This is a genomic window from Bradyrhizobium diazoefficiens, assembly GCF_016616235.1.
GTDB classification, from domain to species: Bacteria; Pseudomonadota; Alphaproteobacteria; order Rhizobiales; family Xanthobacteraceae; genus Bradyrhizobium; species Bradyrhizobium diazoefficiens_H.
In genome coordinates, this window is record NZ_CP067100.1 from 6,315,637 (window position 1) to 6,339,383 (window position 23,747).

At 65.1% G+C, this 23,747-nt stretch carries 20 protein-coding genes; 4 read left to right on the forward strand and 16 right to left on the reverse strand.

Annotated elements, in window-relative coordinates; translation table 11 throughout:
• Positions 1–223: 223 nt before the first annotated feature.
• Genes tcuB through tcuA form a run of 3 tightly spaced genes read right to left on the reverse strand, consistent with a single transcriptional unit; the run spans position 224 to position 3,782 of the window.
• Positions 224–1,330 (reverse strand): tricarballylate utilization 4Fe-4S protein TcuB, encoded by a 1,107-nt coding sequence (gene tcuB / locus JJB99_RS30065; protein ID WP_200495849.1) that lies wholly within the window; start codon positions 1,328–1,330, stop codon positions 224–226.
• Between the two features lie 4 nt (positions 1,331–1,334).
• Entirely contained in the window at positions 1,335–2,363 is a 1,029-nt protein-coding gene (locus JJB99_RS30070; RefSeq protein ID WP_200495850.1) for an esterase, read from the reverse strand.
• A gap of 27 nt (positions 2,364–2,390) precedes the next feature.
• Entirely contained in the window at positions 2,391–3,782 is a 1,392-nt protein-coding gene (tcuA, locus tag JJB99_RS30075; RefSeq protein WP_200495851.1) for an FAD-dependent tricarballylate dehydrogenase TcuA, read from the reverse strand.
• Positions 3,783–3,941: 159 nt separating this feature from the next.
• Between tcuA and JJB99_RS30080 the strand changes: the two genes are divergently transcribed.
• Positions 3,942–4,637, forward strand: a complete 696-nt coding sequence (locus JJB99_RS30080) for a GntR family transcriptional regulator (protein WP_200495852.1) — start codon at positions 3,942–3,944, stop codon at positions 4,635–4,637.
• Between the two features lie 10 nt (positions 4,638–4,647).
• Here the strand turns inward: JJB99_RS30080 and ybaK are convergent, their stop codons facing one another.
• The 8 genes from ybaK to mobB all read right to left on the reverse strand — a co-directional run bounded on the left by ybaK (position 4,648) and on the right by mobB (position 14,430).
• Entirely contained in the window at positions 4,648–5,121 is a 474-nt protein-coding gene (gene ybaK, locus JJB99_RS30085; RefSeq protein WP_200495853.1) for a Cys-tRNA(Pro) deacylase, read from the reverse strand.
• A 212-nt stretch (positions 5,122–5,333) separates the two neighbouring features.
• Positions 5,334–8,102: a formate dehydrogenase subunit alpha gene (gene fdhF / locus JJB99_RS30090; RefSeq protein ID WP_200495854.1), complete on the reverse strand. Its 2,769-nt coding sequence runs from the start codon at positions 8,100–8,102 to the stop codon at positions 5,334–5,336.
• Positions 8,099–9,808, reverse strand: coding sequence for an NADH-ubiquinone oxidoreductase-F iron-sulfur binding region domain-containing protein (locus JJB99_RS30095; RefSeq protein WP_200495855.1), 1,710 nt, complete (start codon positions 9,806–9,808; stop codon positions 8,099–8,101). Before JJB99_RS30095 ends, fdhF begins: the two co-directional genes overlap by 4 nt.
• A gap of 170 nt (positions 9,809–9,978) precedes the next feature.
• Entirely contained in the window at positions 9,979–10,263 is a 285-nt protein-coding gene (locus JJB99_RS30100; protein WP_200495856.1) for a hypothetical protein, read from the reverse strand.
• A 92-nt stretch (positions 10,264–10,355) separates the two neighbouring features.
• Entirely contained in the window at positions 10,356–12,011 is a 1,656-nt protein-coding gene (locus JJB99_RS30105) for an OFA family MFS transporter (RefSeq protein WP_200495857.1), read from the reverse strand.
• A 317-nt stretch (positions 12,012–12,328) separates the two neighbouring features.
• Positions 12,329–12,592, reverse strand: coding sequence for a sulfurtransferase TusA family protein (locus tag JJB99_RS30110; RefSeq protein WP_200495858.1), 264 nt, complete (start codon positions 12,590–12,592; stop codon positions 12,329–12,331).
• A 44-nt stretch (positions 12,593–12,636) separates the two neighbouring features.
• Positions 12,637–13,893, reverse strand: coding sequence for a molybdopterin molybdotransferase MoeA (locus JJB99_RS30115; protein ID WP_200495859.1), 1,257 nt, complete (start codon positions 13,891–13,893; stop codon positions 12,637–12,639).
• Positions 13,894–13,902: 9 nt separating this feature from the next.
• Positions 13,903–14,430, reverse strand: coding sequence for a molybdopterin-guanine dinucleotide biosynthesis protein B (gene mobB / locus JJB99_RS30120; RefSeq protein WP_200495860.1), 528 nt, complete (start codon positions 14,428–14,430; stop codon positions 13,903–13,905).
• A 93-nt stretch (positions 14,431–14,523) separates the two neighbouring features.
• On the opposite strand from mobB, the gene fdhD reads away from it, so the two are divergent.
• Positions 14,524–15,414 (forward strand): formate dehydrogenase accessory sulfurtransferase FdhD, encoded by an 891-nt coding sequence (fdhD, locus tag JJB99_RS30125; protein ID WP_200495861.1) that lies wholly within the window; start codon positions 14,524–14,526, stop codon positions 15,412–15,414.
• Complete coding sequence (gene mobA, locus JJB99_RS30130) at positions 15,395–16,060, forward strand: molybdenum cofactor guanylyltransferase MobA (protein WP_200495862.1); 666 nt, start codon at positions 15,395–15,397, stop codon at positions 16,058–16,060. The genes fdhD and mobA overlap by 20 nt, the downstream gene beginning before the upstream one ends.
• A gap of 15 nt (positions 16,061–16,075) precedes the next feature.
• Here mobA and JJB99_RS30135 read toward each other — a convergent pair whose 3' ends face one another.
• Genes JJB99_RS30135 through JJB99_RS30150 form a run of 4 tightly spaced genes read right to left on the reverse strand, consistent with a single transcriptional unit; the run spans position 16,076 to position 21,217 of the window.
• The gene (locus tag JJB99_RS30135) at positions 16,076–17,206 is read right to left on the reverse strand and encodes an FAD-dependent monooxygenase (protein ID WP_200495863.1); all 1,131 of its coding nucleotides are present in this window, start codon (positions 17,204–17,206) and stop codon (positions 16,076–16,078) included.
• A 53-nt stretch (positions 17,207–17,259) separates the two neighbouring features.
• Positions 17,260–19,209: a molybdopterin biosynthesis protein gene (locus JJB99_RS30140; protein ID WP_246775031.1), complete on the reverse strand. Its 1,950-nt coding sequence runs from the start codon at positions 19,207–19,209 to the stop codon at positions 17,260–17,262.
• Positions 19,210–19,222: 13 nt separating this feature from the next.
• Entirely contained in the window at positions 19,223–20,329 is a 1,107-nt protein-coding gene (locus JJB99_RS30145) for a molybdopterin-binding protein (protein WP_200495865.1), read from the reverse strand.
• A 54-nt stretch (positions 20,330–20,383) separates the two neighbouring features.
• The gene (locus tag JJB99_RS30150; RefSeq protein ID WP_200495866.1) at positions 20,384–21,217 is read right to left on the reverse strand and encodes a substrate-binding domain-containing protein; all 834 of its coding nucleotides are present in this window, start codon (positions 21,215–21,217) and stop codon (positions 20,384–20,386) included.
• Positions 21,218–21,474: 257 nt separating this feature from the next.
• On the opposite strand from JJB99_RS30150, the gene JJB99_RS30155 reads away from it, so the two are divergent.
• On the forward strand, positions 21,475–22,701 hold the full coding sequence (locus JJB99_RS30155; RefSeq protein ID WP_200495867.1) for an ABC transporter substrate-binding protein: 1,227 nt from the start codon (positions 21,475–21,477) through the stop codon (positions 22,699–22,701).
• Positions 22,702–22,771: 70 nt separating this feature from the next.
• On the opposite strand, the gene JJB99_RS30160 is transcribed toward JJB99_RS30155, so the two are convergent.
• Positions 22,772–23,734: a TAXI family TRAP transporter solute-binding subunit gene (locus JJB99_RS30160; RefSeq protein WP_200495868.1), complete on the reverse strand. Its 963-nt coding sequence runs from the start codon at positions 23,732–23,734 to the stop codon at positions 22,772–22,774.
• Positions 23,735–23,747 lie beyond the last annotated feature (13 nt).

Genomic DNA, 23,747 nt, shown 5'->3' on the forward strand with positions numbered 1-23,747 from the left:
GATTGGCATCATCGCGGGATGCCGGACCATCGCGCCGATCGCCTCGGCCTTTGTCCTGCCACGGCCGAACGACGGCCGCGTTTCAGTCGCGAGCGCGAAACTTGCCGACATGAGCGATCATATTGTCGTCAAGGCATCCCATACCGGACTGCCGCGCCACAGCGTCGCGATCGAGCAAACCATTGCATTTCTGGACCATGGCCGCTTCTGGTCTCTCTGACGCTCAGATGCCGGCTTGGCTGCGGCGCTCCTGCGCATAGCGCACCAGGGCCACGAAGCGATAGATGCCGTGCACGAACTTGCCATAGGGCATGGTGATGAACAGCGCGAACACCGCGCCGAGATGCAGCGCCAGCAACGGTCCCATCGCAGAGGTCTCGCGCAGGATGAGAAGCAGCATGCCGGTGAGACCGGTCAGGAACAGCATGGCGATGAAGCCGACATCCATGCCGTAGCGGTTCTCGTCGAGCAGCGCCGGATCGCGTCGCGCCTTGGCCACGAACAAGCCGACCGGTCCGACGAGCAGACCGATGCCTCCAAGCGTGCCGAGCACCACGGGCAGGTCCCACCACGGGTACGGCGCCTCGCGGGCGAGCAGATAGTGATAGAGCGTCGCGACCGAGGTCGCGGCAAAGCACAGCAGGAAGCCGTAGAACGTCAGGTGGTGATACAATTTGCGCCGGTCGGTCGGCTTGTCGTCCTCATTGTAACAACCGACGCCGCCGCCATGGAGATAGCGCAGCTCGCCGGCATCGCGGATCGCCTGAAAGATCGAGCCGCCATCGGCACGGCCGCCGATCGGTAGGCCGATGTCGCGCCAGAACGCGCGTACGCTCATGACCAGCGCGAGGATGGCATAGAGAAACGCAGCGCCGAACAAAGCGGCCATCGCATTGTGCGGCATCAGCCTGTAGAACGCGCCGGGGCCGGTGTGCACGCCGAACAGCACGCTGCGGTCATTCAGCGCGGCGAAGCCGAGGATGAAGGTGGCCATGCTGAGCGCCGCGACGATGCTGATGACGAGGCCGTTGCGGGCGAAGGTGCCGGACAGCGCGGGCGGCCAGGCATAAGCGGCATAGGACTCGGCGCGTGCGACCGCCAGCGTCTTCGGGACATTGACGTTGAATTCGTGCGGCGGCGAGAACTGGCAATCGACGTAGCAGGCGCCGCAGGAATGGCAGAGGTTGGCGAGATAGTTGAGATCGCCGTCGGAGAACGCCCGCCGCATCTCCATCGCCGGAAACACCGCGCACAGGCCCTCGCAGTAGCGGCATGAGTTGCAGACCGTCATCAGACGGTCGGCTTCGTCCAAGATTTGGGTTCCGTGCATGGCTTTACTTCGTCAGGCCCTTGGCCTCGAGCCACTTCTGGATAAGGCCCGCGACCTCGAGATTGTTCTTGTCCATCATCACCATATGCGAATTGCCCTTGATGCCGGCCTGTGGGAGGTCGACGATGTCGACGCTGCCCCCGGCCGCCTTGATCGAGTCCGCAAAGGCGATGCCGTTGGCGCGGATCTTGGGCCAGCGCGAATCGCGCTCGATATAGTCGCCATAGATGATCAGCGTCGGAATGTTCTTCAGGACATCCGCCCTGCCGGGATCGCCGATGCCGGCGGGCTCGATCGCAATCAGCGCCTTGACCTTGTCGGGCCGGGCCTGCGCAACCTTGAAGCCGAAGCTGCCGGCTTGGCTGTGGAACAGGATCACCGAGGGACCGACGCGATCAATCTCGGCGATATAGGCGGCGATGGTCGCATCATCCGTCGTGGTCCAGCGCGGGATGTTCTGCTTGACGAAATTATCGTAGCCCTCGACGGGAAACTGGTTGCCCGGCAACACTTTTCGTTTGGCAGGATCCGGATCGTAGGAGTTTGGCCCATTGCCGATGCGAAAGCGCTCGAACGGATTGGCTGTGGTGAGGAAGACCGGCTCGCCTTTGAATATATCAGGATATTGCGCCCAGCCGGCGCGGCCGCGCTCAACCGCGTCGGAATTGTAGACCGCCCACCCCTTGCGCAGGAAATAATTCAACCAGCCTTCGCGTCCATCAGGCGTGGTCTCGTAGGTGACGCCAGTCAGCCCACCGCCGTGCCACATCAGCAGCGGATAGGCTCCCTTCTCGTTGGCCGGCAGGAAATATTGCACGTACATCTGCTCGACCTGATACGTGCCGTTGGGATCGACCTTGGCCGGCACGCCGCCAGGCGAGAACACAACCTCCCTCACCGGCTTGCCGGAGATTTCGACAAGACGCCCACCGACATGGAAGGAACCCATGTCGCGCAGGGTGATCGGCTCGGCCGCGCGGGCGTGGCCGATCATCAGCAGCGCCGTAATCGAAGCGATGGCAATGCGTGACATGGTTGCTCCCTGTCTCTTTTCTTCATCCTAGTTCTTGGCGTGGCGTGCCGCTTCCCGTCCGGCGATCCGCCCGAACACGCTGCCGATGGTCATGCCCATGCCGGCGGCATAGCCCTTGCCGAGCACGTTGCCGGCCATGATCTCGCCGGCCGCGAACATGTTGGCCGACGGCTTGCCGTCAGCCATCAACATCCGCGCCTCCGTGGTCACGCGGGTGCCGAGATAGGTGAAGGTGATGCCGGGCCGCACCGGATAGGCAAGATAAGGCGGCGTCTCGATCCGCCGCGCCCAATGAGTCTTGGGCGGCGCGATGCCTTCGGTGCGGCAATCGTCGAGAATGGTGTGGTCGAACGTGCCTGGCCGCACCGCTGCATTGAACTCGGTGATGGTATTCTCGAGTGCCACCGGATCAAGCTCGAGCTTGGCGGCGAGCTCGGCCACCGTCTGTCCAGCGATCGGCGGGAACAGCGTCGGCATAAAGCTCGTGATCACGGTCGAATCAAAAATGATGTAGGCGATCTGGTCGGGCTGCGCCGCGACCAGCCGGCCCCAGATCGCGTAGCGCTTGGGCCAGATATCCTCGCCCTCGTCGTAGAAGCGCTGGGCCTGCTTGTTGACGACGATGCCAAACACGACGGAGTCATGGCGGGTGATGATGCCGCCGTCGAATTTCGGCGCGCGGGCGTCGATCGCAACCGCATGACACTGGGTGGGATCGCCGACCTCCTGCACGCCCTTGGCGAGCAGCATCTTCAGGATCGAGCCGCGGTTATAGGGCGTGCCGCGGATCAGGAAATTGTCGGCAGCCTCGCCCCAATATTGCTTCAGCCATTCGATGTTGGCCTCGAAGCCGCCGGCTGCCGCGACCAGCGACGTCGCACGGATCTCGGTCTCGCCCTTAATCGGCCGTGAGAGCCGCGCGGCGAGGAACATGCCGTCCTCGATCACGAGGTCGGTGACTTCGGCATCGTATTCGACGTCGACGCCGAGCCGCTCGGCGGTCAGATACAGCGCATTGAGCATCGCGCGGCCGCCGCCGAGGAAGAACGAGTTGGTGCGGCCGAGGCTCAGCGTGCCGCCGAGCGAGGGCTGCCAGCGCACACCCTGCTCCACGATCCAGTTCAAAATGTCCTTCGACTCCCGGATCATGTGGCGCGCAAGCACCTCGTCGGTCTGCCCGCCGGTGACGCGCAGCAGATCCTCCCAAAACTCCTCCTCGGTATAGGGGCCGGTGAGGATTTCGGTGGCAGCGTCATGGGCGCAACGCATGTTGCGGGTGTGGCGGGTATTGCCGCCGCGGTAGAATTTCGGCGCGCCCTCGAGCACGAGGACGGAGGCGCCGCCGCGCCGAGCGCTGATGGCCGCGCACAGCGCCGCGTTGCCGCCGCCGATCACCAGCACGTCGTATTTGCTGCTCATCCCGTCTGCCCAATGCGGCGAAGTTTAAAAGACATTCTGCCCGCCGGCGGCCCGGGTCAAGCCAGGCCGCCGTTGCGTACCTTTGTATACAAAGATATACAGAGATGGCGCAAGCGGCATCTCTGTATAGGCAGGGTGCGCCTTGTGCGCGAGGGACCCATGGCCCGGCGACCGGCGAAGGCAGGTGGATCGATTGCGCGCGGCGGCGGCGTGGCGCTGGGCGAAGCCGTGTTCCGCTCGCTCTGCGAAGCGCTCCAGGCCGGCAGCTACCGCGCCGGCGACCGCCTGCGCGAGGAAGAAGTGGCGCAGCGGCTGAAGGTCAGTCGCACGCCGGTGCGCGAAGCACTCGGCCGCCTCGCGGCGCGCGGTTTCGTCGAGCCCGCCGGTGGCCGCGGCCTGATCGTGCGCAACCTCGACATATCCGAGGTGCTGGAGCTCTATGCCATGCGCGAGATCATGGAAGGCGCCGCGGCGCGCCTCGCCGCCGAGCACGCCTCCGCAACCGAGATCGAGGCGCTCCGGGACATCGAGCAGGCGTTCGTCGAGGTTTCCAAGACCGACGCCGCCGAGATGGCAAAGGAAATGGCAAGACTCAACCGCGCCTTCCACGAAGCGATCTGCCGTGCCGCGCGCAACCGCTATCTCGACAATGCCTCGCGGGAGCTACAAGACTGGATCGCGCTGCTCGGTCCGACCACCTTCACGGTGACGGGCCGCTCTTCGACCAGCCATGGCGAGCATCAGAAGATCATCGAAGCGATCGCCGCACGCAACGGCGACAAGGCCGAACAACTCGCACGCGCGCATATTCGCGAAGCCCTGCGCTGCCGGCTGAAATTGTTGCAGAAGCAATAGGCCGAGACGCTCACGCCAGCACATCGGCGGCGACCGCTTTCGACACATCGCGCACGTCGCCCGGCCTCAGCCGCACCTGCAAGCCGCGCTGGCCGCCATTCACATAGACTTGCTCATGCGTCATCGCGCTCTGCTCGATCACGGTGCCGACCGGCTTGCGCTGCCCGAACGGACTGATGCCGCCGACCTTGTAGCCGGTGACGCGCTCGGCTTCCGGCGGCTTCATCATCTGCGCCGACTTGCCGCCCACGGCTGCGGCAAGCTTCTTCATCGAGACTTCCTGGTCAGACGGAACGATGACGCAGACCGGCTTGCCGTCGACCACAGCCATCAGGGTCTTCAGGACGCACGCTGGATCTTCGCCGAGCGCCGCGGCGGCCTGGAGCCCGATGCTCTCGGCGTCGGGATCGTAGGCATAGGTGTGGACGGTGAAGGCAACGCCGGCGGCTTCAAGCGCGCGCGTGGCTGGGGTGACTTTGGACATGGACGGTGTTTACCACCGTCATTGCGGGGAGCGAAGCGGTGTGGGGCAAGCCGGCACCACACAATCACAGTCATCGCCCGGCTTGACCGGGCGATCCAGTATTCCGAGACAGTGGTGATCGAATCGATGGGCCGCCGCGTACTGTCATGCCCCGCCTGCGCGGGGCATGACAGCGGTTTGTGTGGCAAGCCTCATGGCGGTGACGACGAGCCCTACTCCGCTGCGTCCCGCATCTCCGCACGCTCGGCTTTCACCGCGCAAAACTTGAATTCGGGGATCTTGCCGAATGGGTCGAGCGCCGGGTTGGTGAGCAGGTTGGCCGCCGCTTCCGCGTAGCAGAATGGCATGAACACCATGTTTTCCGGTACGTCGCGATCGGAGCGCACCTTGACCTCGACCGCGCCGCGGCGGGTCTCCAGCCGAATGAAGTCGCCGGGGACAAGGCTCTTCCTGCGCATGTCCTTCGGCGACATGAACGCGACTGCCTCCGGCTCGATCTGGTCGAGCACCTGGGCGCGGCGCGTCATCGAGCCGGTATGCCAGTGCTCCAGCACGCGGCCGGTTGAGAGTACCATCGGATATTCGTCGTCGGGAACTTCATCAGGCGGGATGACGTGGGCCGGCACGATCTTGCCACGGCCGCTCGCGGTTGGAAAGCCCGTGGTGAAGATGATCTCATTGCCGGGCTTGTCGGGCGCATCGGCCGGATAGGTGACCGCGCCTTCGCGCACCAGCCGTTCCCAGCTGATGTTCTTGAGCGACGGCATCAGCTCCGCCATTTCGGTGTAAACGTCGCCGGGGCCGGAATAATTCCACGGCAGGCCCATGCGCTTGCCGATCTCCTGGATGATCCAGAGATCCTGGCGCGCGTCGCCCGGCGGCTTGATCACCTGGCGCGCGAGCTGCACGCGGCGATCGGTATTGGTGAAGGAGCCGTCCTTCTCCGCGAACGCCGAGGCCGGCAGGATGACGTCGGCGTGGAACGCGGTTTCGGTGACGAAGAGATCCTGCACCACGAGATGATCGAGCATCGCGAGCGCATGGCGCGCGTGCTGGAGATCGGGATCGGACATCGCGGGGTTCTCACCCTCGATATACATGCCCTTGATCTCGCCGGCATGGATCGCGTTCATGATCTCGACCACGGTCAGGCCGCGGACGGGATCGAGATCTTGGCCCCACAGTTTTTCGAAAGCGCCGCGCATGTCGTCGCGGCCGACCGGCTGGTAGTCCGGCAGGAACATCGGGATCAGGCCCGCGTCGGAAGCGCCCTGCACATTGTTCTGGCCGCGCAGCGGATGCAGGCCGGTGCCGGGACGGCCGACCTGACCCGTGATCAGCGCCAGCGCAATCAGGCAGCGCGCATTGTCGGTGCCGTGAACGTGCTGGCTGATGCCCATGCCCCAGAAGATGATCGACGATTTTGCCCGCGCATAGGCCCGCGCCACCTCGCGCAGCGTCTGCGCCGGGATGCCGCAGATCGGCTCCATCTTCTCCGGCGTGAATTCCTTGATCTTTTCCTTGAGGTCCTCGAACCCCTCGGTGTAGCCGGCGATGTACTGGTCGTCGGTCAGGCCTTCGGTGATGATCGTGTTGATCATCGCGTTCAGCATGGCGACGTCCGAGCCGGGCTTGAACTGCAGATGCTTGGTCGCGTGCCGCGACAGCGTCTGCCGCCGCGGGTCCATCACGAACAACTTGGCGCCGTTCTGCTTGACCGCGTTCTTGATGAAGGTCGCGGCAACCGGATGGTTCACGGTCGGGTTGGCGCCGATCACCCAGATCACCTCGGCGTCCATCGCGGCCGAGAACGGCGCCGACACGGCGCCGGAGCTCAGGCCCTCGAACAGGGCCGCGACCGACGAGGCGTGGCACAGCCGGGTGCAGTGGTCGACATTGTTGGAGCCGAAACCGGTGCGCACCAGCTTCTGGAACAGATACGCCTCTTCATTCGAGCCCTTGGCAGAGCCGAAACCCGCCAGCGCCTTCACGCCCTTCTCGTCGCGGATTTTGACCAGACCCTTGGCGGCGATGTCGAGCGCCTCTTCCCAGCTCGCTTCACGGAAATGCGTGAAGGGATTGGCGGGATCGACCTGGTCGTTGGCATCCTTCTTCGCATTCGGCAGCCGCACCAGCGGTTTTGTGAGGCGATGCGGATGGTGGATGTAGTCGAAGCCGAAGCGGCCCTTCACGCAAAGACGGTTGTGGTTGGCCGGGCCGTCGCGGCCCTCGGCATAGATCACCTTCTCGTCCTTGACCTCGTAGGTGACCTGGCAGCCGACGCCGCAGAACGGGCAGAGCGAGTCCACCTTCTTGTCCGCGTAAGTCACGCGGGTCTGCTTCTCGTCCAGCATGACCGCCGGCATCAACGCGCCGGTCGGGCAGGCCTGCACGCATTCGCCGCAGGCAACGCAAGTGGACTCGCCCATGGGATCGTCGAAGTCGAACACGACCTTGGAACCATGATTGCGATAGGCCATGCCGATGACGTCGTTGACCTGAACCTCGCGGCAGGCGCGCACGCAGAGGCCGCACTGGATGCAGGCATCGAGATTGACGCGCATCGCCGGATGGCTGGCGTCGGTCGCCCAGCGCTCGGCGGCGGGGAAGCGGCTCTCGGTAACGCCTGTCGTCTCGGCCCAGTGCCAGAATTTCGATTCCGGATCGTGTGAGGTCTCGCGCGCCGGCTGGTCGGCGACGAGCAGCTCCATCACCATCTTCTGCGCAGCCGTCGCGCGCGCGGACTCGGTCTTCACCTTCATGCCGACCGAGGGCGTGCGCTTGCACGATGCCGCGAGCACACGCTCACCCTCGATCTCGACCATGCAGGCGCGGCAATTGCCGTCCGGGCGATAGTCCGGCGCCGGCGAATAGCACAAATGCGGGATCTCACGACCCTGGCGTTTGGCGACCTGCCAGATCGTCTCGCCCGGCTTGGCCTCGACCTGCTTGCCGTCGAGCTCGAACGTAATCTTGGTCATTCGGCCGCTTCCTTGAACTCGTCAGGGAAATATTTGATCACGGAGGACAGCGGATTCGATGCCGCCTGTCCCAGCCCGCAGATGGAGGCATCGCGCATCGCCTGGCTCAATTCTTCCAGAAGAGCGCGGTTCCAGACCGGCTTCTGCATCAGCAGCGCCGCCTTCTGGGTTCCGACACGGCACGGCGTGCACTGACCGCAGCTTTCATCCTCGAAGAACTTCATCAGGTTCAGCGCCGCCGCGCGCACGCTGTCCTTCTGCGACAGGATCACGATCGCGGCCGAGCCGATGAAGCAGCCGTATTTTTCCAGCGTGCCGAAATCGAGCGGGATGTCGTCCATCGAGGCCGGCAGGATGCCGCCGGACGCGCCGCCCGGAAGATACGCGTAGAACTGATGGCCGTCGGCCATGCCACCGCAATGTTCGTCGATCAGCTCGCGCACGGTGATGCCCGCGGGCGCAAGCTTCATGCCCGGATTCTTGACGCGGCCCGAAACCGAGAAGCTGCGTAGGCCGTGGCGCTCGTGGCGGCCGTTGCCCTTCCACCAGTCGGCGCCCTTCTCGACGATGTCGCGCACCCACCACAGTGTCTCGATGTTGTTGATCAGCGTCGGCAGGCCGAACAGGCCGACCTGGAACGGATAAGGCGGCTTGTGCCGGGGCAGGCCGCGCTTGCCCTCGATGCTTTCAAGCAGCGAGGATTCCTCGCCGCAGATATAGGCGCCGGCGCCGCGGCGCATGTGCAGCGTCGGACCGGCTGGCGGAAGCTTTGCGATCTCGCGCTCGAGAATCTCACGCGAGGCTGGATATTCGTCGCGCAGATAGATGTAGACATCCGAGGCCTGCACCACATGCGCGCCGATCAGCATGCCCTCGATGAAGCGATGCGGGTCGGTTTCGAGATAATAGCGGTCCTTGAACGTGCCCGGCTCGCCCTCATCGCCGTTGATCGCCATCAGCCGCGGACCGGGCTCGCCCAGCACCGCGCGCCATTTGCGCCCGGTGGGGAAGCCGGCGCCGCCAAGGCCGCGCAGCGAGGCGCCGTCGAGCGCCTTCAGCAGGTCGTCCTTCGACAATTCGCCGGAGCGCACACGACCCAGCAGCTTGTAGCCGCCATCGGCGACATAGGCGTTGTAGTCGACGTATTTGGGCAGATGCGCGTGGGTATCGCCGCCCTTCGCCGCGGCCATCACACTGGCAACGGTCGCGTGGTCGACGAAGTTATGGCCGACTTCCGCGGCGGGCGCGGTGTCACAGCGGCCGACGCAGGGCGCGCGCACGACGCGGATACCGGGACCGGCGGCGTCTTGCAGATCCGCGAGCAGCTTCTCGCCGCCGAGCATCGCGCAGGTCAGCGAATCGCAGACGCGGATCGTCAGCGGCGGAATGCTCGGCTCGCCTTCCTTCACGATGTCGAAATGCGCATAGAACGTCGCGGTCTCGAACACTTCGGCGAAGGCGAGCTTCATCTCGTCGGCCAGCGCGGCGAGATGCGCGGCCGAGATCTGATGATATTTGTCCTGGACCAGGTGCAGATATTCGATCAGCAGATCGCGCCGCCGCGGCCTGTCGCCAAGCAACTGCTCGATCTCGTGCGCGGCGGTCGGATCGACTTGCCGTCCCTTGGGCGTAGCCTTGGCGCGCCGGCGCCCCTCGCCCGGATGCTCGAATTCCCTGACCTTGTGAACGTCGTCGTTGCTACTCATGGAAACGCCGCGTTCTCCTCAAAAAGCCGCGATGATCACGCTCTTGCTGGACACGACTCTAGCCTCTGGTATGCCAGATGCAAGGAAATTTAGAACGTGTCTATAACCATTTAGGGGACGGGCAGCCGTCCTGCCACGCCCCCTCGCACCAACTCAGGTGGAACCTGCCCTCACGTCTTGTTCATGCATTCTTCGATGTAGAACCAGCGGTCGTCGCCGGTGAGCCCCTTGGACTTCACGTCCGCCCGACACGCCTTCAGCTTGGGCTTGTTGGCGGCCCACTTCGCCTTCATGTCCTTCAGCTTCTGCATGGTGAGCTTCATCTTGCCCGGCGGCTTGGCGTTGGTCGTTGCAGCCGGCGCCGTGGTGGCAGGCGCCGCTGCGGTTTGCGCCGACGCGACATGAAAGCTTGCGGCCAGCAGCACGGCGGCAAGGCAGATACGGGTGCGAAGCATAAGTGTCCCCCTGGGTCCCATTCTCGATCATTTGGCAGGCAACGCCGCGGGAAGCCGAACGGCGGCCATCCCGCGGCGATGTGGGTTTGCGATCAGAAGATCTTCACCGCGCTTTCAAGCGTCTTCCACACGCCCCAAGCAAGCGGAACGCCGACAAAGGCCCAGAAAAGCGCCGCCCACACGTCAAGTCCGCCCTTTCCGATGCCGAACGAGCCGTGCTGGATCGCCGCTTCACTCTTGGCGCTTGCGGCCTGAAGCCTCGCGACCTCCTCCTCGCTCATGTTCCACTTCGGATCAACCGGCTTGATCAGATAATTGCAGATCAGGCCCGCGATCAGCATGGCGCAGAGAATGTACATGGTGGTGTTGTAGAGCTGGTCGCGCGGCACGCCGGCGGCGAGCTGGAACTCGCGGATGTAGTTCACCACTACCGGCCCGATAATGCCCGCAGTCGACCAAGCCGTCAGCAGCCGGCCGTGAATGGCGCCGACGAACTGGGTTCCGAACATGTCGGCCAGATAAGCCGGCACGGTCGCAAAGCCACCGCCATACATCGATAGGATGATGCCGAAGCCGAGCACGAACAGCAGCTTCGAACCCATCGCCGCGAAGGTCGGCGCCAGTGCGTAGAGCACGATGCCGAGAATGAAGAACGTGTAATAGGTGTTCTTGCGGCCGATATGATCCGACAGCGAGGCCCAGAAGAACCGGCCGCCAATGTTGAACAACGACAACAGGCCGGCGAACCCGGCCGCGATGCCGGCGATGACGCTCTTCTGCTCGACCGACAGCTGCCCAAAGGTCAGCTCCGGGTGACCGATCAGCTTGCCCGCGAAGATCTCCTGCAACATCGGCGAGGCCATGCCGATCACGCCGATGCCTGCTGACACGTTCAGGCACAGCACCCACCAGATCAGCCAGAATTGTGGCGTCTTGTGCGCGTTGTTAAGATGCACGTGGTGCTCGGAGATCATCGATTTCTTTTCGCTCGGCGGCGTCCAGCCGTCTGGCTGCCAACCGGGCGGCGTCACGCGATAAGCGAAGGCGCCGATCATCATGAAGACGAAATAGACCACGCCCATTACGACGAAGGTCTGCCAGACGCCGACATCCGTCGGGGACTTGAAATAGTTGATCAAGAGGTTGGCGAGTGGTGCGCCGATCATGGCGCCGCCGCCGAATCCCATGATGGCCATACCGGTCGCCATGCCGCGGCGGTCGGGGAACCATTTGATCAAGGTCGACACCGGTGAGATGTAGCCAAGACCGAGACCGACGCCGCCGATCACACCGGCGCCGAGCCACATGATCCAGAGCTGGTGGACATAGACGCCGAAGGCGCCGACCAGCAGACCGCCACCCCAGCATAGCGCGGCGACAACTCCGGCCTTGCGGGGGCCCACCCGCTCAAGCCAGCCACCCCAGATCGCGGCCGAGACGCCGAGCAGGACGAAAAACAGCGTGAACGTCCACCCAAGGCTTGCGACCTTCCAGTCGCAGGTCGTGGTGAAGAGTTCCTGAAACAGCGAGATGTCCGGGCATGCCTTGCTCTGCGTGATCCCGATGGAACGCGACAGCGGCAGCCAGAACACCGAGAAGCCATAGGCCATGCCGATGCAGAGATGGATGCACAGCGCCGCCGGCGGCACCAGCCAGCGATTGAACCCGGCGGTCGCGATGGTCCGTTCGCGATCAAGAAAACCTGCGCCAGCGCGCGAAATCCTTCCAGCGCTCTCGACTGTCGTCATGCATTCCTCCCCTACAGCCGCCCTTCTGAGCGGACCTGCTGCCACATCCTGGTCTTCAGCCCATCGCCGCGCAGCTGCTGTCCCTGCTGCTCCGCACAATCACCCGGCACGCGCCAGGATCGTCACGCGTGCCTGAAAAGTTAACCCCTCAAACGGGGCCCTATGCCCGATACGTCTTGCAGGCTTCGTGCGTGGCCCGTTAATCCGCGTCTCGCAGACAAGACTCAACCTCCGCGCCTGCGCGGAGAAGGTCCATTGGGGCAGAAGCCGTGATCGATGTCGATAGACAAAAGGTCGGTATCAACGCGGTAACGTTCTCAAGAACGCAGCGCACCATTGACGCTCTCTATCGAACCATTTGTCTTTTCTATCAAGAATACGATGCGCGCGTCGCTGCGCTCGGTGATCTCCACCATGTCGCCGGTCTCGCGAATCAGGTTCGGAATATCAATCACCGACAGGGGGTCGGTGCAGAGCACTTCGAGCTGATCGCCCGGTTGCAGCGGCTTGAGCGCTTTGCGGGTCTTTAGAGCGGGTAGCGGGCATTTCAGCCCGGTGAGGTCGAGCGTCGTTCTGGTCATGGGCGCAACATGGCGAGACCAATCATTGGCGTCAACGCGAGAACCTAGAGCAGCTCTGCGTAGGACAAGAAACCTACGCCTCGTCCCGGCTCGACATGGATGATGTCCTCGCCGAGCTCGACGAGACCATCGGTCTCGACCAACGAAGACAACAGACCGGCGCCTTCACGCGGGAACTTGACCGCCTCCAGGACGCCATCCTCTCCGCGCCGCAAGGTCGCGCGAACATATTCGCGGCGGCCGATCTTCTTCTTGTAGGTGAACGCCGCGCGCACCGGGATCGGCAAAAGCTGTTCCTGCAGGCTGCCGGCCAGCGCCAACACGGTGGGCCGCACCACATGGACAAAGGTGACAAAGCTCGCCACGGGATTGCCGGGCAGACCGATCAGCGGCGTACCAGCGATGATGCCCATCGCGACGGGACGGCCGGGCTTGATCGCGATCCGCCATAGTACGAGCGAGCCGATGCTCTCGACCGCCGCCTTGACGTGATCCTCCTCGCCGGTCGAGACGCCGCCGGTGGTGAGGATCAGGTCATGGCCGCCGGCAACCTGCTTTAAGCCGTTGGCGAGCGAAGTTCGTTCGTCGCGCAGGATGCCGAGATCGCTGACCTCGCAGCCGAGCCGGCGCAGCATCGCCATCAGCATGAAGCGATTCGAATCAAACAGCTGCGAGGGGGCGCGGGGCTCGCCGGGCGAAGCCAGCTCATCGCCGGTCGAGAACACCGCGACGCGGATGCGCCTGACGACGTCGAGCCGCGTTAGTCCGAATGCCGCCGCGAGCGCGAGGTGCTGCGGCCGCAGGCGCTGGCCGGCGCGCAGCGCGACATGTCCTTGGGGAATGTCCTCGCCCGCAGGACGAACATTCGCGCCCGGCTTCAGTCCCGGCGGCAGCACGACCTTGCCAGCCTGATCGATGCGGACATCTTCCTGCATGAAGACCGTTTCGGCCCCCGGCGGCAGCGGCGCGCCGGTAAAGATGCGCACCGTGTGGGCCGGCTTGATCGGCGCATGCGCACCCCCGCCGGCCTGGATGCGGCCATCGAGCGGCAATGCCTGCTCCGCGCTCTGCGGAAGATCGGCGCTACGCACGGCGTAACCGTCGACGGCCGAATTGGTGAACGGCGGCAGCGGCAGCGGTGCGGCAATGTCGCGCGCCAGCACGCGCCCGTCGGCATCGACGAGCGCCACCGTTTCGAGATCCGCAATCGCGTTGACGCGGCTCGTGATCAGCCCAACGGCCTCGTCGACCGACAGCATCGGTCCGCCAAAGGCAAAGCAATCGTCCGACAGTTGCGCCATGGTGCCTCGTCAGCGTATCGCGCCGCTTCTTGCCACCACTTCCTCGACCGGCATCGCCGCACGCAGCAGCAACGCGGCTGCGGCCGGGATATCATCGAGATGGACGGTCGGCAGCCGGGTTTCAATGGCAGTGTCGGTCGCGATCCCGGCTATTCCGGGATCATCGGGAAACAGCAGCGGCTTGCCGTTGGCGGCGCGATGTACCTCGATCTTGCGATGCGGCTCGCGCTTGAAACCCTCGACCACGACGAGATCGACGGCGGATAGCTTGCTCAATAGCTCCGGCAACCGCGGCTCCGCCGCGCCGCGCAGCTCGTGCATCAGCGCCCAGCGGTTTGATGAGGCCACCAGCACCTCGGCCGCACCGGCCTCGCGATGGCGCCAGGAATCCTTGCCGGGCACGTCGACGTCGAACTGGTGATGCGCATGCTTGATGACCGAGACGCGCAGGCCCTGCGCATTGAAATGCGGGATCAGCCGCGTCAACAGCGTGGTCTTGCCCGCACCGCTCCAGCCCGCAAGGCCGATGACTTTCATAACCGTTCGATCTCCGCGGCCGGAACCGCCTTCTCCATCATCGTGAGCATGCTTATATCGGCTCGACCCGAATGTCATGCTAACGTCACGGCCATGATGAAGATCGACAAAGCCCCGGTACCCCTGATCGCCCCCAATCCGGACGACCCGCGCCTGACGGAGAGCGTGACCGGGACCGACCAGACCGGCGCCAGGGTCGAGATCAAGGTGCCGATGGAGCGGCCGCTGACGCTCTACCTGAATTCGCAGGAGATCGTCACCATGATGACGATCGGCGACTATCCGGAATACCTGGCACTCGGCTATTTGCTGAACCAGAACATGCTGAAATACAATGACGCGGTCACTGATGTCGAATACGACGACGATCTCCAGGTCGTCGTGGTGCGTACCGAGCATCACACGAATTTCGAGGCCAAGCTGAAGAAGCGCACGCAGACCTCGGGCTGCGCGCAGGGCACAGCCTTCGGCGACCTCTTGGAGGCGGTCGAGAGCGTCGCGCTGCCGAAGGCGGAGCTGCGCACCTCCTGGCTCTACCAGATGACCCAGACCATCAACACCATGCCCTCGCTGTATCTCGAGGCCGGCGCGATCCATGGCTGCGTGCTGTGCAAGGAAGGCACGCCGCTCTGCTACACCGAGGACGTCGGCCGCCACAACGCCGTCGACAAGATCGCCGGCTGGATGTACCGCCACGGCGTCGATGCCTCCGACAAGGTCCTCTACACCACGGGACGCCTCACCTCCGAGATGGTGATCAAGACCGTGCGCATGGGCATTCCGATCCTGGTGTCGCGCTCCGGCTTCACCGCCTGGGGCGTCGATCTCGCAAGACAAGTCGGCCTGACGCTGGTCGGCCGCACCCGCGGCAAGCGCTTCATCGTACTCGCGGGCGAAGAGCGCATCGTCTACGACCAGAACCTCGCTTACGTCGAAGAAGAGTCGGCGAAGCACAAGCGCAAGGGTGAAGGTGGTGACGACTGACATTCCGGCAACGAGCGTTCCACCAACTCTTGGCGTGCTGCTCGCCGGCGGTCTCGCGCGCCGCATGGGCGGCGGCGACAAGCCGATGCGCACCATCGGCGGTCGCACGATCCTTGAGCGCGTGATCGCGCGCCTATCGCCCCAATGCAGCGGGCTGATCCTCAATGCCAATGGCGATCCCGCCCGTTTCGCCGCATTCGGTTTGCAGGTCGTTGCCGACGACGTGCCCGGCTTCCCCGGCCCGCTCGCCGGCATCCTCGCCGCGCTCGACTGGACCGCGGCGAACCGTCCGAACGTCGAATGGGTGCTCAGCGCCGCCGGCGACTGCCCGTTCCTGCCGCGCGATCTGGTCGCCCGCCTGCATGAAGCCCGGACGCGGGAGAACGCGCAGCTCGCGGTCGCCGCATCAGGCCAACAATCTCACCCGGTGATCGGATTGTGGCGCGTCGCCTTGCGCAACGAGCTGCGCCACGCGCTGGTGGTCGAGGACCTCCGCAAGATCGACCGCTGGACCGCGCGCTATCCGCTCGCGACGGTGACATGGCCGGCCGAGCCGCTCGATCCGTTCTTCAATGCCAACACGGTCGAGGATATCGCCGAAGCCGAGCGGCTGGCGGGTTTGGATGAGGCGGGTCAATACAGTTAGCGCTTGGCAATTGGCTCAAGCCGCCAGCGGCACCGACCAGGCGTCGTAGCCATAGACCCAGCTGGTATCGGTCCGCTCTCTCAGCCAGATGTTGGCGCGCGAGGTCTCCTGCACGCGCGTCGTCCGCTCTTTACGCGTCGCCTCGAAGCGGCGGAAGGCATCTGCGACGCCGTCACGGCCGACGCCGTCGAGGCAGCGCGACAGCACGGCGGCATCCTCGATCGCCATGGCCGCGCCTTGCGCCATATAAGGTGTCATGGGATGACAGGCATCGCCAAGCAGCGTCACCTTGCCGTCGGCCCAGCGCGCCAGCGCCTCACGATCCATGATCGCCCATTTGTGCACGTCGGGACACGCCGCCAGCACTTTGCCGACCTGCGGATGAAAGCCTTCGAACGACGCGCGGAGATCGCGCACGTCACCCTTCGCCGACCAGGACTCGATGCGGAACTCCGGCTCCGGCTGGCTGGTGACGAGATAGACCTCGCTGCGATCCGGCTTGACGTAATAGATCACGATGTGGCGGTCCTCGCCCCACCATTTCGTGCAGTCGTCGATCGTCTCGCCGCCGAGCAGCGCCGCGGGATAGGTGGTCCGATAGGCGATGCGGCCAGTGAACCTGACCGGTGCGGTGTCGAACAGGATATCGCGCACTGTCGAATGCACACCGTCGGCGCCGACCACGGCATCGGCAACGGCGCTGGTGCCATTGGCAAAGGTGAGCCGGACGCCCTCGCCGGTCTCGTCGAGGCCGACGAGCTTGTGGTTGAGCTTCACGAATTCATTTGGCACCACGCTCGCCAGCGCCGCGTGGAGATCGCCGCGATGGGCGAGCAGATAGGGCGCGCCGAACTTCTCCTCAGCGCTCTCGCCGAAGATCATATCAAACTTGATCTCGCCGCTCTTCCAGTCGCGGTTATTCCAGGAGCGCGGGTAGAACGACTGACCGCGCATCCGCGCCTCCAGCCCGAGAGCCCGCAACACCTTCATGGCGTTGCAGCCGATCTGGATGCCGGCGCCGATGCGGGCGAATTGGGAGGCCTGCTCGTAAACCATCACGTCGATGCCGACCCGCCGGAGCGCCGCGGCTGTTGCAAGCCCGCCCATGCCGGCACCGACGATCGCAACCGAAAGCGGCCTAGCCATCGCGTCCCCACCCTGATTTGTGCGCGGCTTGACCGCCGCGTCGTCGTCTACTCCTATGCAGGCCGGAAGCCCGCTTGCTCCAGCGCCGTGCGCGCCTCGTCCGAGCCGAGTGCATCGAGAAAGGCCTGCACGGCTGGACGCTGCTTGCGCGCTCTGACCAGCGCAAAGTCATAATGCTCTTCCGCGAACGGAATGAAACCAAGGTCGGCCGCATGGGCGACCGGCGCGATGGTCATGCCCCAATCGGCCCGGTGCTGCGCGACGGCCGCGGCAACCGCGTTGTGCGAGCGCGGCTGGTTCCAGTAGCCCTCCGGACGCGCGCCGCCGAGCAGGCGGTCGATCAGGATGCGGGTGCCGGCACCCTGATTGCGGTTGACCATGATGCAGGCAGGATCTGCGAGCGCGGCGGCGACCGCCTCCCTCGCACCGAGCCCCTCGAAGCGCTTGTCGTCCTTGCGGAAGACGATGCCCTGCATCCGCCGCCAGCCCGGCACGAGCTCGAGCCCTTCGACGAGGTAAGGCGTGTTGTAGGTCTCGCTCTTGTCATCGAACAGATGGATCGGCGCGAGATCGCATTCGCCACGCTTCGCTGCGGCAAGTCCGCCGAGACTGCCGACCGCAATCGAACGCACGGTCAGCCCGGCATGCGCGAGCCGCGCTGTGACGAGGTCGAGGCCGGTGCAATGGCTGCCAACGATCACGAGATCTGGCACCCGCACATGCGGCGTGAACAAGGTCACCTCGGCCTCAGTGCCAGCCGGCATCTGGTCGGCGAGTGCATCGATGCGCAGAAAACCATCGGCCCGCGCGAAGGACGTGATCGCACCGGAGCCCTTGCCGGAGGGATAGGCGATCAGGCCGCTCCTGCCCTCGACCAGCGAGACCATGACGAACTCGGTGCGGCCGAGCTCGGAGGCAATGCGCACCGGCACGGTCGCATTCACCTTTGCATCGGAGCGTGGCGGCAGGCCGGCCATCCTGCGCAGCACCGGCACGATCATGTCGTGGAAGGTGAACATCGCCGAGGTCGGAAAGCCCGGCAGGATCACCACCGGTTTGTTGTCGCAGACCGCGAGGCACAGCGGCTTGCCGGGCTTGAGCGCAACCCCATGCGCGATGATGCCGGGTTGGCCGAGCCGGCCGATGATGCGATGGGAGAGGTCACCGGCGCCCTTCGATGTGCCGCCTGAGAGCACCAGCATGTCGGAAGCCGCAAGCGCACTGCGCATGGCGGCTTCGAGCTTTGCCTCATCGTCTGGAATGGCGCCGAGGAAGATCGCCTCGCCGCCATTCTCATTGATCGCCGCGGTGACGATCGCACCGTTGGTGTCGTAGATCGCGGCCGGCGCGAGCGCTTCGCCGGGCTGCACCAGCTCGTCGCCGGTGGAGATCACGGCAACCCGCGGCTTGCGCGCGACTTTCACCTCGGCGATGCCGCAGGCGGCGAGCATGCCGATCTCGCGCGAGCCGATGATCGTGCCGGCGCGCAGCAGCGCTTCGCCGCGTGCGATGTCGGAGCCCGCGTAGGAGACGAATTGGCCGGGCGATGTCGCGCGGCGGACGTCGATCGCATCCGAGCCGGCCGGCTGGGTGTGCTCGACCATGACGACGGCGTCGGCACCGCGTGGCAGCGGACCGCCGGTCGCAATGGGCGTTGCGGTTCCCGCTGCGACTTGCAGCGCCGGCGCGGTGCCGCAATGGATTGTCTCGGCGTTCAGCGCAAGGCGAACAGGCGCGCCTTCGCCGGCCGCGGCGAGGTCGGACGAGCGCACGGCAAAGCCGTCGACATTGGAGCGGTCGAACGGCGGGACATCGATCGGTGCCCTGATGTCTTCGGCGAGCGCCGCATCGAGCGCATCGCCAAGCTTGCGCGTCTCATTCGGAACGGCACGCGGAAACAACGCCGTCTCGAAGCGCGCCAGAGCTTCCTCACGCGACAATATCTTAAGGAACTGCTCCTGCTCGAGCGCGCTGCGGTCTGGCGGTTTTGGGATCATGGTCATGCCGAAACCCATATCACTCCCGCATCAGATAAGCATCGACCGAGGCCCCCGCTGCAAATCCCTCATGGCTGCCGGAAATGAGCAGCCATGCATCCGCGCGGGCGATCGCCTGGAGCGGCCACTCGCCCACCGCAATCGGCATCCATGCCTTATGTTCCTCTGTGAGCAGCGCGACCTCGGCGATGCCGACGCTGGACGCGATTTTTCGCGCCAGCGGCAAGGTCACCCGCCGACGCGGCTGCCGCATCGCCAGACGATCGACGAGCGGAAGCACCAGCGCGAACCAAGCCGCGAGCGCTTGATCCGGCGACCCAGGCAAGGCGACCGCCGGAACCTTGCCGAGCCGAGCCACGGCCGCGGTGCGTCCGGGCTGGAGTGCAATTCCATGCGCAAGCACGTCTCCGTGCTGAGCCAGCGCTGCAATGGCGGCATCCTGGCGGCCGACGCCGCTGCCGCCGATCGTCAGCACCACATCGCAAGAGGAGACATCGAGCATAGCGGCGATCGATGCCTGATCGCGTGCGCCGGCCGTGAGTATTGTCACGTCCAACCCCGCTGCACGCGCGATCCCGGCGATCACATGCACTGTTGCCGTTGCGTCGGGCACGTTGACGATGCGCAGCCGCGGCCGCCGCACGCTGAGTTTTTCCACACCCGCGACGCGCGCGATGAGCAGATCGGCTACACTGACCGGATAGCCGTCTCTCCCCGCAGACGTGCGGTCCGCGATATCGCTGCCGGCACGCCTGACGCCTTGTCCTGGCACAGCCTCGGCCAGCACCTGAACGAGCGGACCCGACACCTCGACTGCATCGGCATCGAGCACGCAGTCGCATCCCCCCGGCATCGCGCCGCCGGCTTCGACCCAGGCCGGTGTCGTTGCCAGAGGCAGCGGCGAATAGGCGGACGCGCCGACGAGATCGTTGGCGCGCAGCGCCCAGCCATCCGCGGCGGCGATGTCGCGGGGCGGCCAGGGCGGAAGCAGCGGCGCGCCCGCAGCGATACAGCCGACCGCTTCGGTCAGCGGCAATTCCGCCGGTGCCAGCGGATCAACGCCCAGCAACAACGCGGCGAGCGCGGCGTCGAGCGATGTGAGCGATGGCGGCAGGCGCTGGGTCATGCGCCATGATGGATCATGCATCGCCCGGTTTGGCAACCGCTGGCGATGCGGACGTCAGCCGCCCGAGCGGTCCGCATTTGGAAAGAACAGCTGCTGTCCGTCGACCTTGTAGTCGGCGATCGCGGCCTGTCCCTCCGGCGAGGTCAGCCAGTCGACGAAGGTCTGCCCCAGCTCCTTCTTCACGTCCGGAAACTTCTCGGCATTGACCAGCATCACGCCGTACTGGTTGAGCAGCCGCTTGTCGCCTTCGACGACGATGTCGAGATCACCGCGCTCCTTGAACGCGATCCAGCTGCCGCGGTCGGACAGCACATAGGCGTTGGCAGCGCGCGCAGCCTCGAGCGCCACGTTCATGCCCTGCCTGACTTCGCGATACCAGGCGCCCTTGGCGCTGGCGATATCGATGCCGGCGACGATCCACAGCGCGAGCTCGGCTGCGTGGGTGCCCGAGCGGTCGCCGCGCGTCACGAACGGAGCGCCCTTGGCCTCGATCACCTTCAGCGCGGTCGCGATGTCCTTGCCCTTCACGCCGGCGGGGTCGCTCTTTGGCCCGATCAGCAGATAGTCGCTGTACATCACGTCGTAGCGCTTCGAGGCAAAACCGTCGGCGACGAATTTCTCCTCCTGTGGCCGCGCATGCATCAGCACCACGTCGGCTTCGCCCCTCCGCGCGCCCTCGAGCACCTCATCGGCGCGCCGCGCGATCACGGTGACGTCGATGCCGGTCTTGTCGCGGAAGATCGGCAGGAGATAGTCGAGCAGACCGGACTCCTGCGTCGATGCCGTCGTCGCCAGCACGATCGCGCGGTCCTCCGCGGATGAGGCCGCAACGGCTGCGGCAAGGCCGCAGAGAAGCGCAAACAGAGCGGAGAGACGGCGGACAGCCATGAGCGGGTTCCCCTGGGAATGACACCGGCATGATGATGGTCGATTGCGCCGCACTCGTGACGCACTGCACGTTGCGGCGCCACCAAGGCGGGCAATAGCTATTCTCCAGCGACCTGCCGACCCGCTACGCCCCCTCGCCCGCGCAGCCCGACATTGACGCCCACCCCTGAATAGTTGCAAAAGAAACCAATTCAGCCGGGCCATACCCGGCGGCAAAGCAACTCTCGGCCAACGCGCCGGATCAGGGGAGGACAAGCGTGAATCCAGCGAGATTTGGACTGCCGGTCGCGGCCGGCTTTGTAGCGACGTGCTTGGCGGCGCTGCTGCCGGGCGCCGCATTGGCGCAGGTGTCGGACGACGTGGTCAAGATCGGCGTGCTCACCGACATGAACGGTCCGGCCTCCGCGCCGACCGGCCAGGGCTCGGTGACGGCGGCGCAGATGGCGATCGACGATTTCGGCGGCACCGTGCTCGGCAAGCCGATCAGCATTGTGATCGGCGACCACCAGCTCAAGGCCGATGTCGGCGGCGGCATCGCGCGGCGCTGGTACGATGTCGACCAGGTCGACCTGATCGTCGACGTGCCCGTCTCCGCGGTCGGGCTCGCGGTGCAGAACGTTGCCAACGAAAAGAAGCGGCTGTTCATCACCCACTCCACCGGCACCGCGGATTTCCACGGCAAGTTCTGCTCGCCTTACGCGATCCAGTGGGTGTTCGACACCCGTGCGCTGGCCGTCGGCACCGCGGATGCGGTGGTCAAGCGCGGCGGCGACAGCTGGTTCTTCATCACCGACGATTACGCCTTCGGCCACTCCCTCGAACGTGACGCCTCCAGCGTCGTCACCGCCAATGGCGGCAAGGTGCTGGGCTCGGTGCGGCCGCCGCTGGCGACGCCCGACCTCTCCTCCTTCCTGCTCCAGGCGCAGGCCTCCAAAGCCAAGATCATCGGCATTGCCGCCGGCCCTCCGAACAACATGAACGAGATCAAGACCGCCGCCGAGTTCGGCGTGCTCAAGGGCGGCCAGCAGATGGCGGCGCTGCTCGCGCTGATCACCGACATCCACGGCATCGGCCTGCACGCGGCGCAGGGCCTGTTGCTGACGACGTCGTTCTACTGGGACATGGACGACAAGACCCGCGAATGGTCGAAGCGCTATTTCGCCAAGATGAACAAGATGCCGTCGATGTGGCAGGCCGGCGTCTACTCCAGCGTGATGCACTATCTCAACGCCATCAAGGACGCCGGCACCGACGATCCGCTTAAGGTGGCCGCGAAGATGCGCGAGAAGCCGATCGAGGATTTCTTCGCCCGCAACGGCAAGCTTCGCGAAGACAATCTGATGGTGCATGACCTCTGGTTGGTGCAGGTGAAGACACCGGAAGAGAGCAAGTACCCGTGGGACTATTACAAGATCCTCACGACCATCTCCGGCGAGAAGGCGTTCGGACCGCCGGACCCGGCGTGCGCCCTGGTGAAGAAGTGACGATCGCGAGTGGCGAATAGGGAATGGCGAATGTGGGCCTTCCCATTCGCCACTCGCAACTCGCCATTCGCTACTTCACGACGCCGATCTCGCGAAAGTACCTCGCGACACCCGGATGGATCAGCTCCGGCTTCGGCGCGGCCGCGACCGTGTTCGCCGCGGTGGTCTCGCAGGCCTGCGCGAGCCGCTTGCAGAAGGCCGCTTCGATGCCGTGCAGCGTCTTCGCCAGCCGGTAGGCGACCTCGTCGGGCAAGTCCTCGCGGGTCAGCACAAAGCTCCAGGAGCCGAGCGAGGCGATCGGCTCGCTCTGCTTCGGATAGGAGCCGGCCGGCACGGTCAGCGGTTTGAGGAACGCATGCTTGGCGCGGATGCGCGCGATCTCCTCCGTATCAGGCGCGATGAAGCGCGCGCCTGCGGCACTCGAGGCCACCGCGGCGAAACCGGGCCAGCCGATGCCGGCGCCCCACAGCGCGGCGGCGCGGCCATCCTCGACCATCGCGGGGCCGTCGCCGGCGCGGTCGAGATAGATCGCCTTGAAGTCTTCGTCCTGCTTCAGGCCAAGGCCGTCGAGCACATAGCGTGCGAGAATCGGCAGGCCCGAGCCCTTGGCACCGAACGCGACCGGATGCCCGACCAGATCGCGGATGGTCCTATAGGGACTGTCGGCGCGCACCACGAACATGCCGGGGTTGGAATAGATCGCGGTCAAGATCTTCAGCCGCACCGGCGCGCGGCCGATGCCGGCAAAGGCCTCATAGGCCGGCTCGCCCGCGACCAGCGCGAGATCGAGTTCGCCCTTCTCCAGCAGCGGAATGTTTTCGTTGCTGCCCTTGGTATTGCGCGGCGTGATGGTGATTTGCGGATCGGCCGCGTTCATGATTTCCGCAAAGGCGTTGCCATAGAGCGGAAAGCCGCCGCCGGGCGTTGCGGTGCCCAGGCTGAGGGTCGTGGTCGGAATGGCCTTGCCTCCGGTTTGGGCCGCGGCGGGGCTTGCGAGCAGCACCGCGGCGAGAAGGAGAATTGCGAATCTCATGGATGGCCCCGGC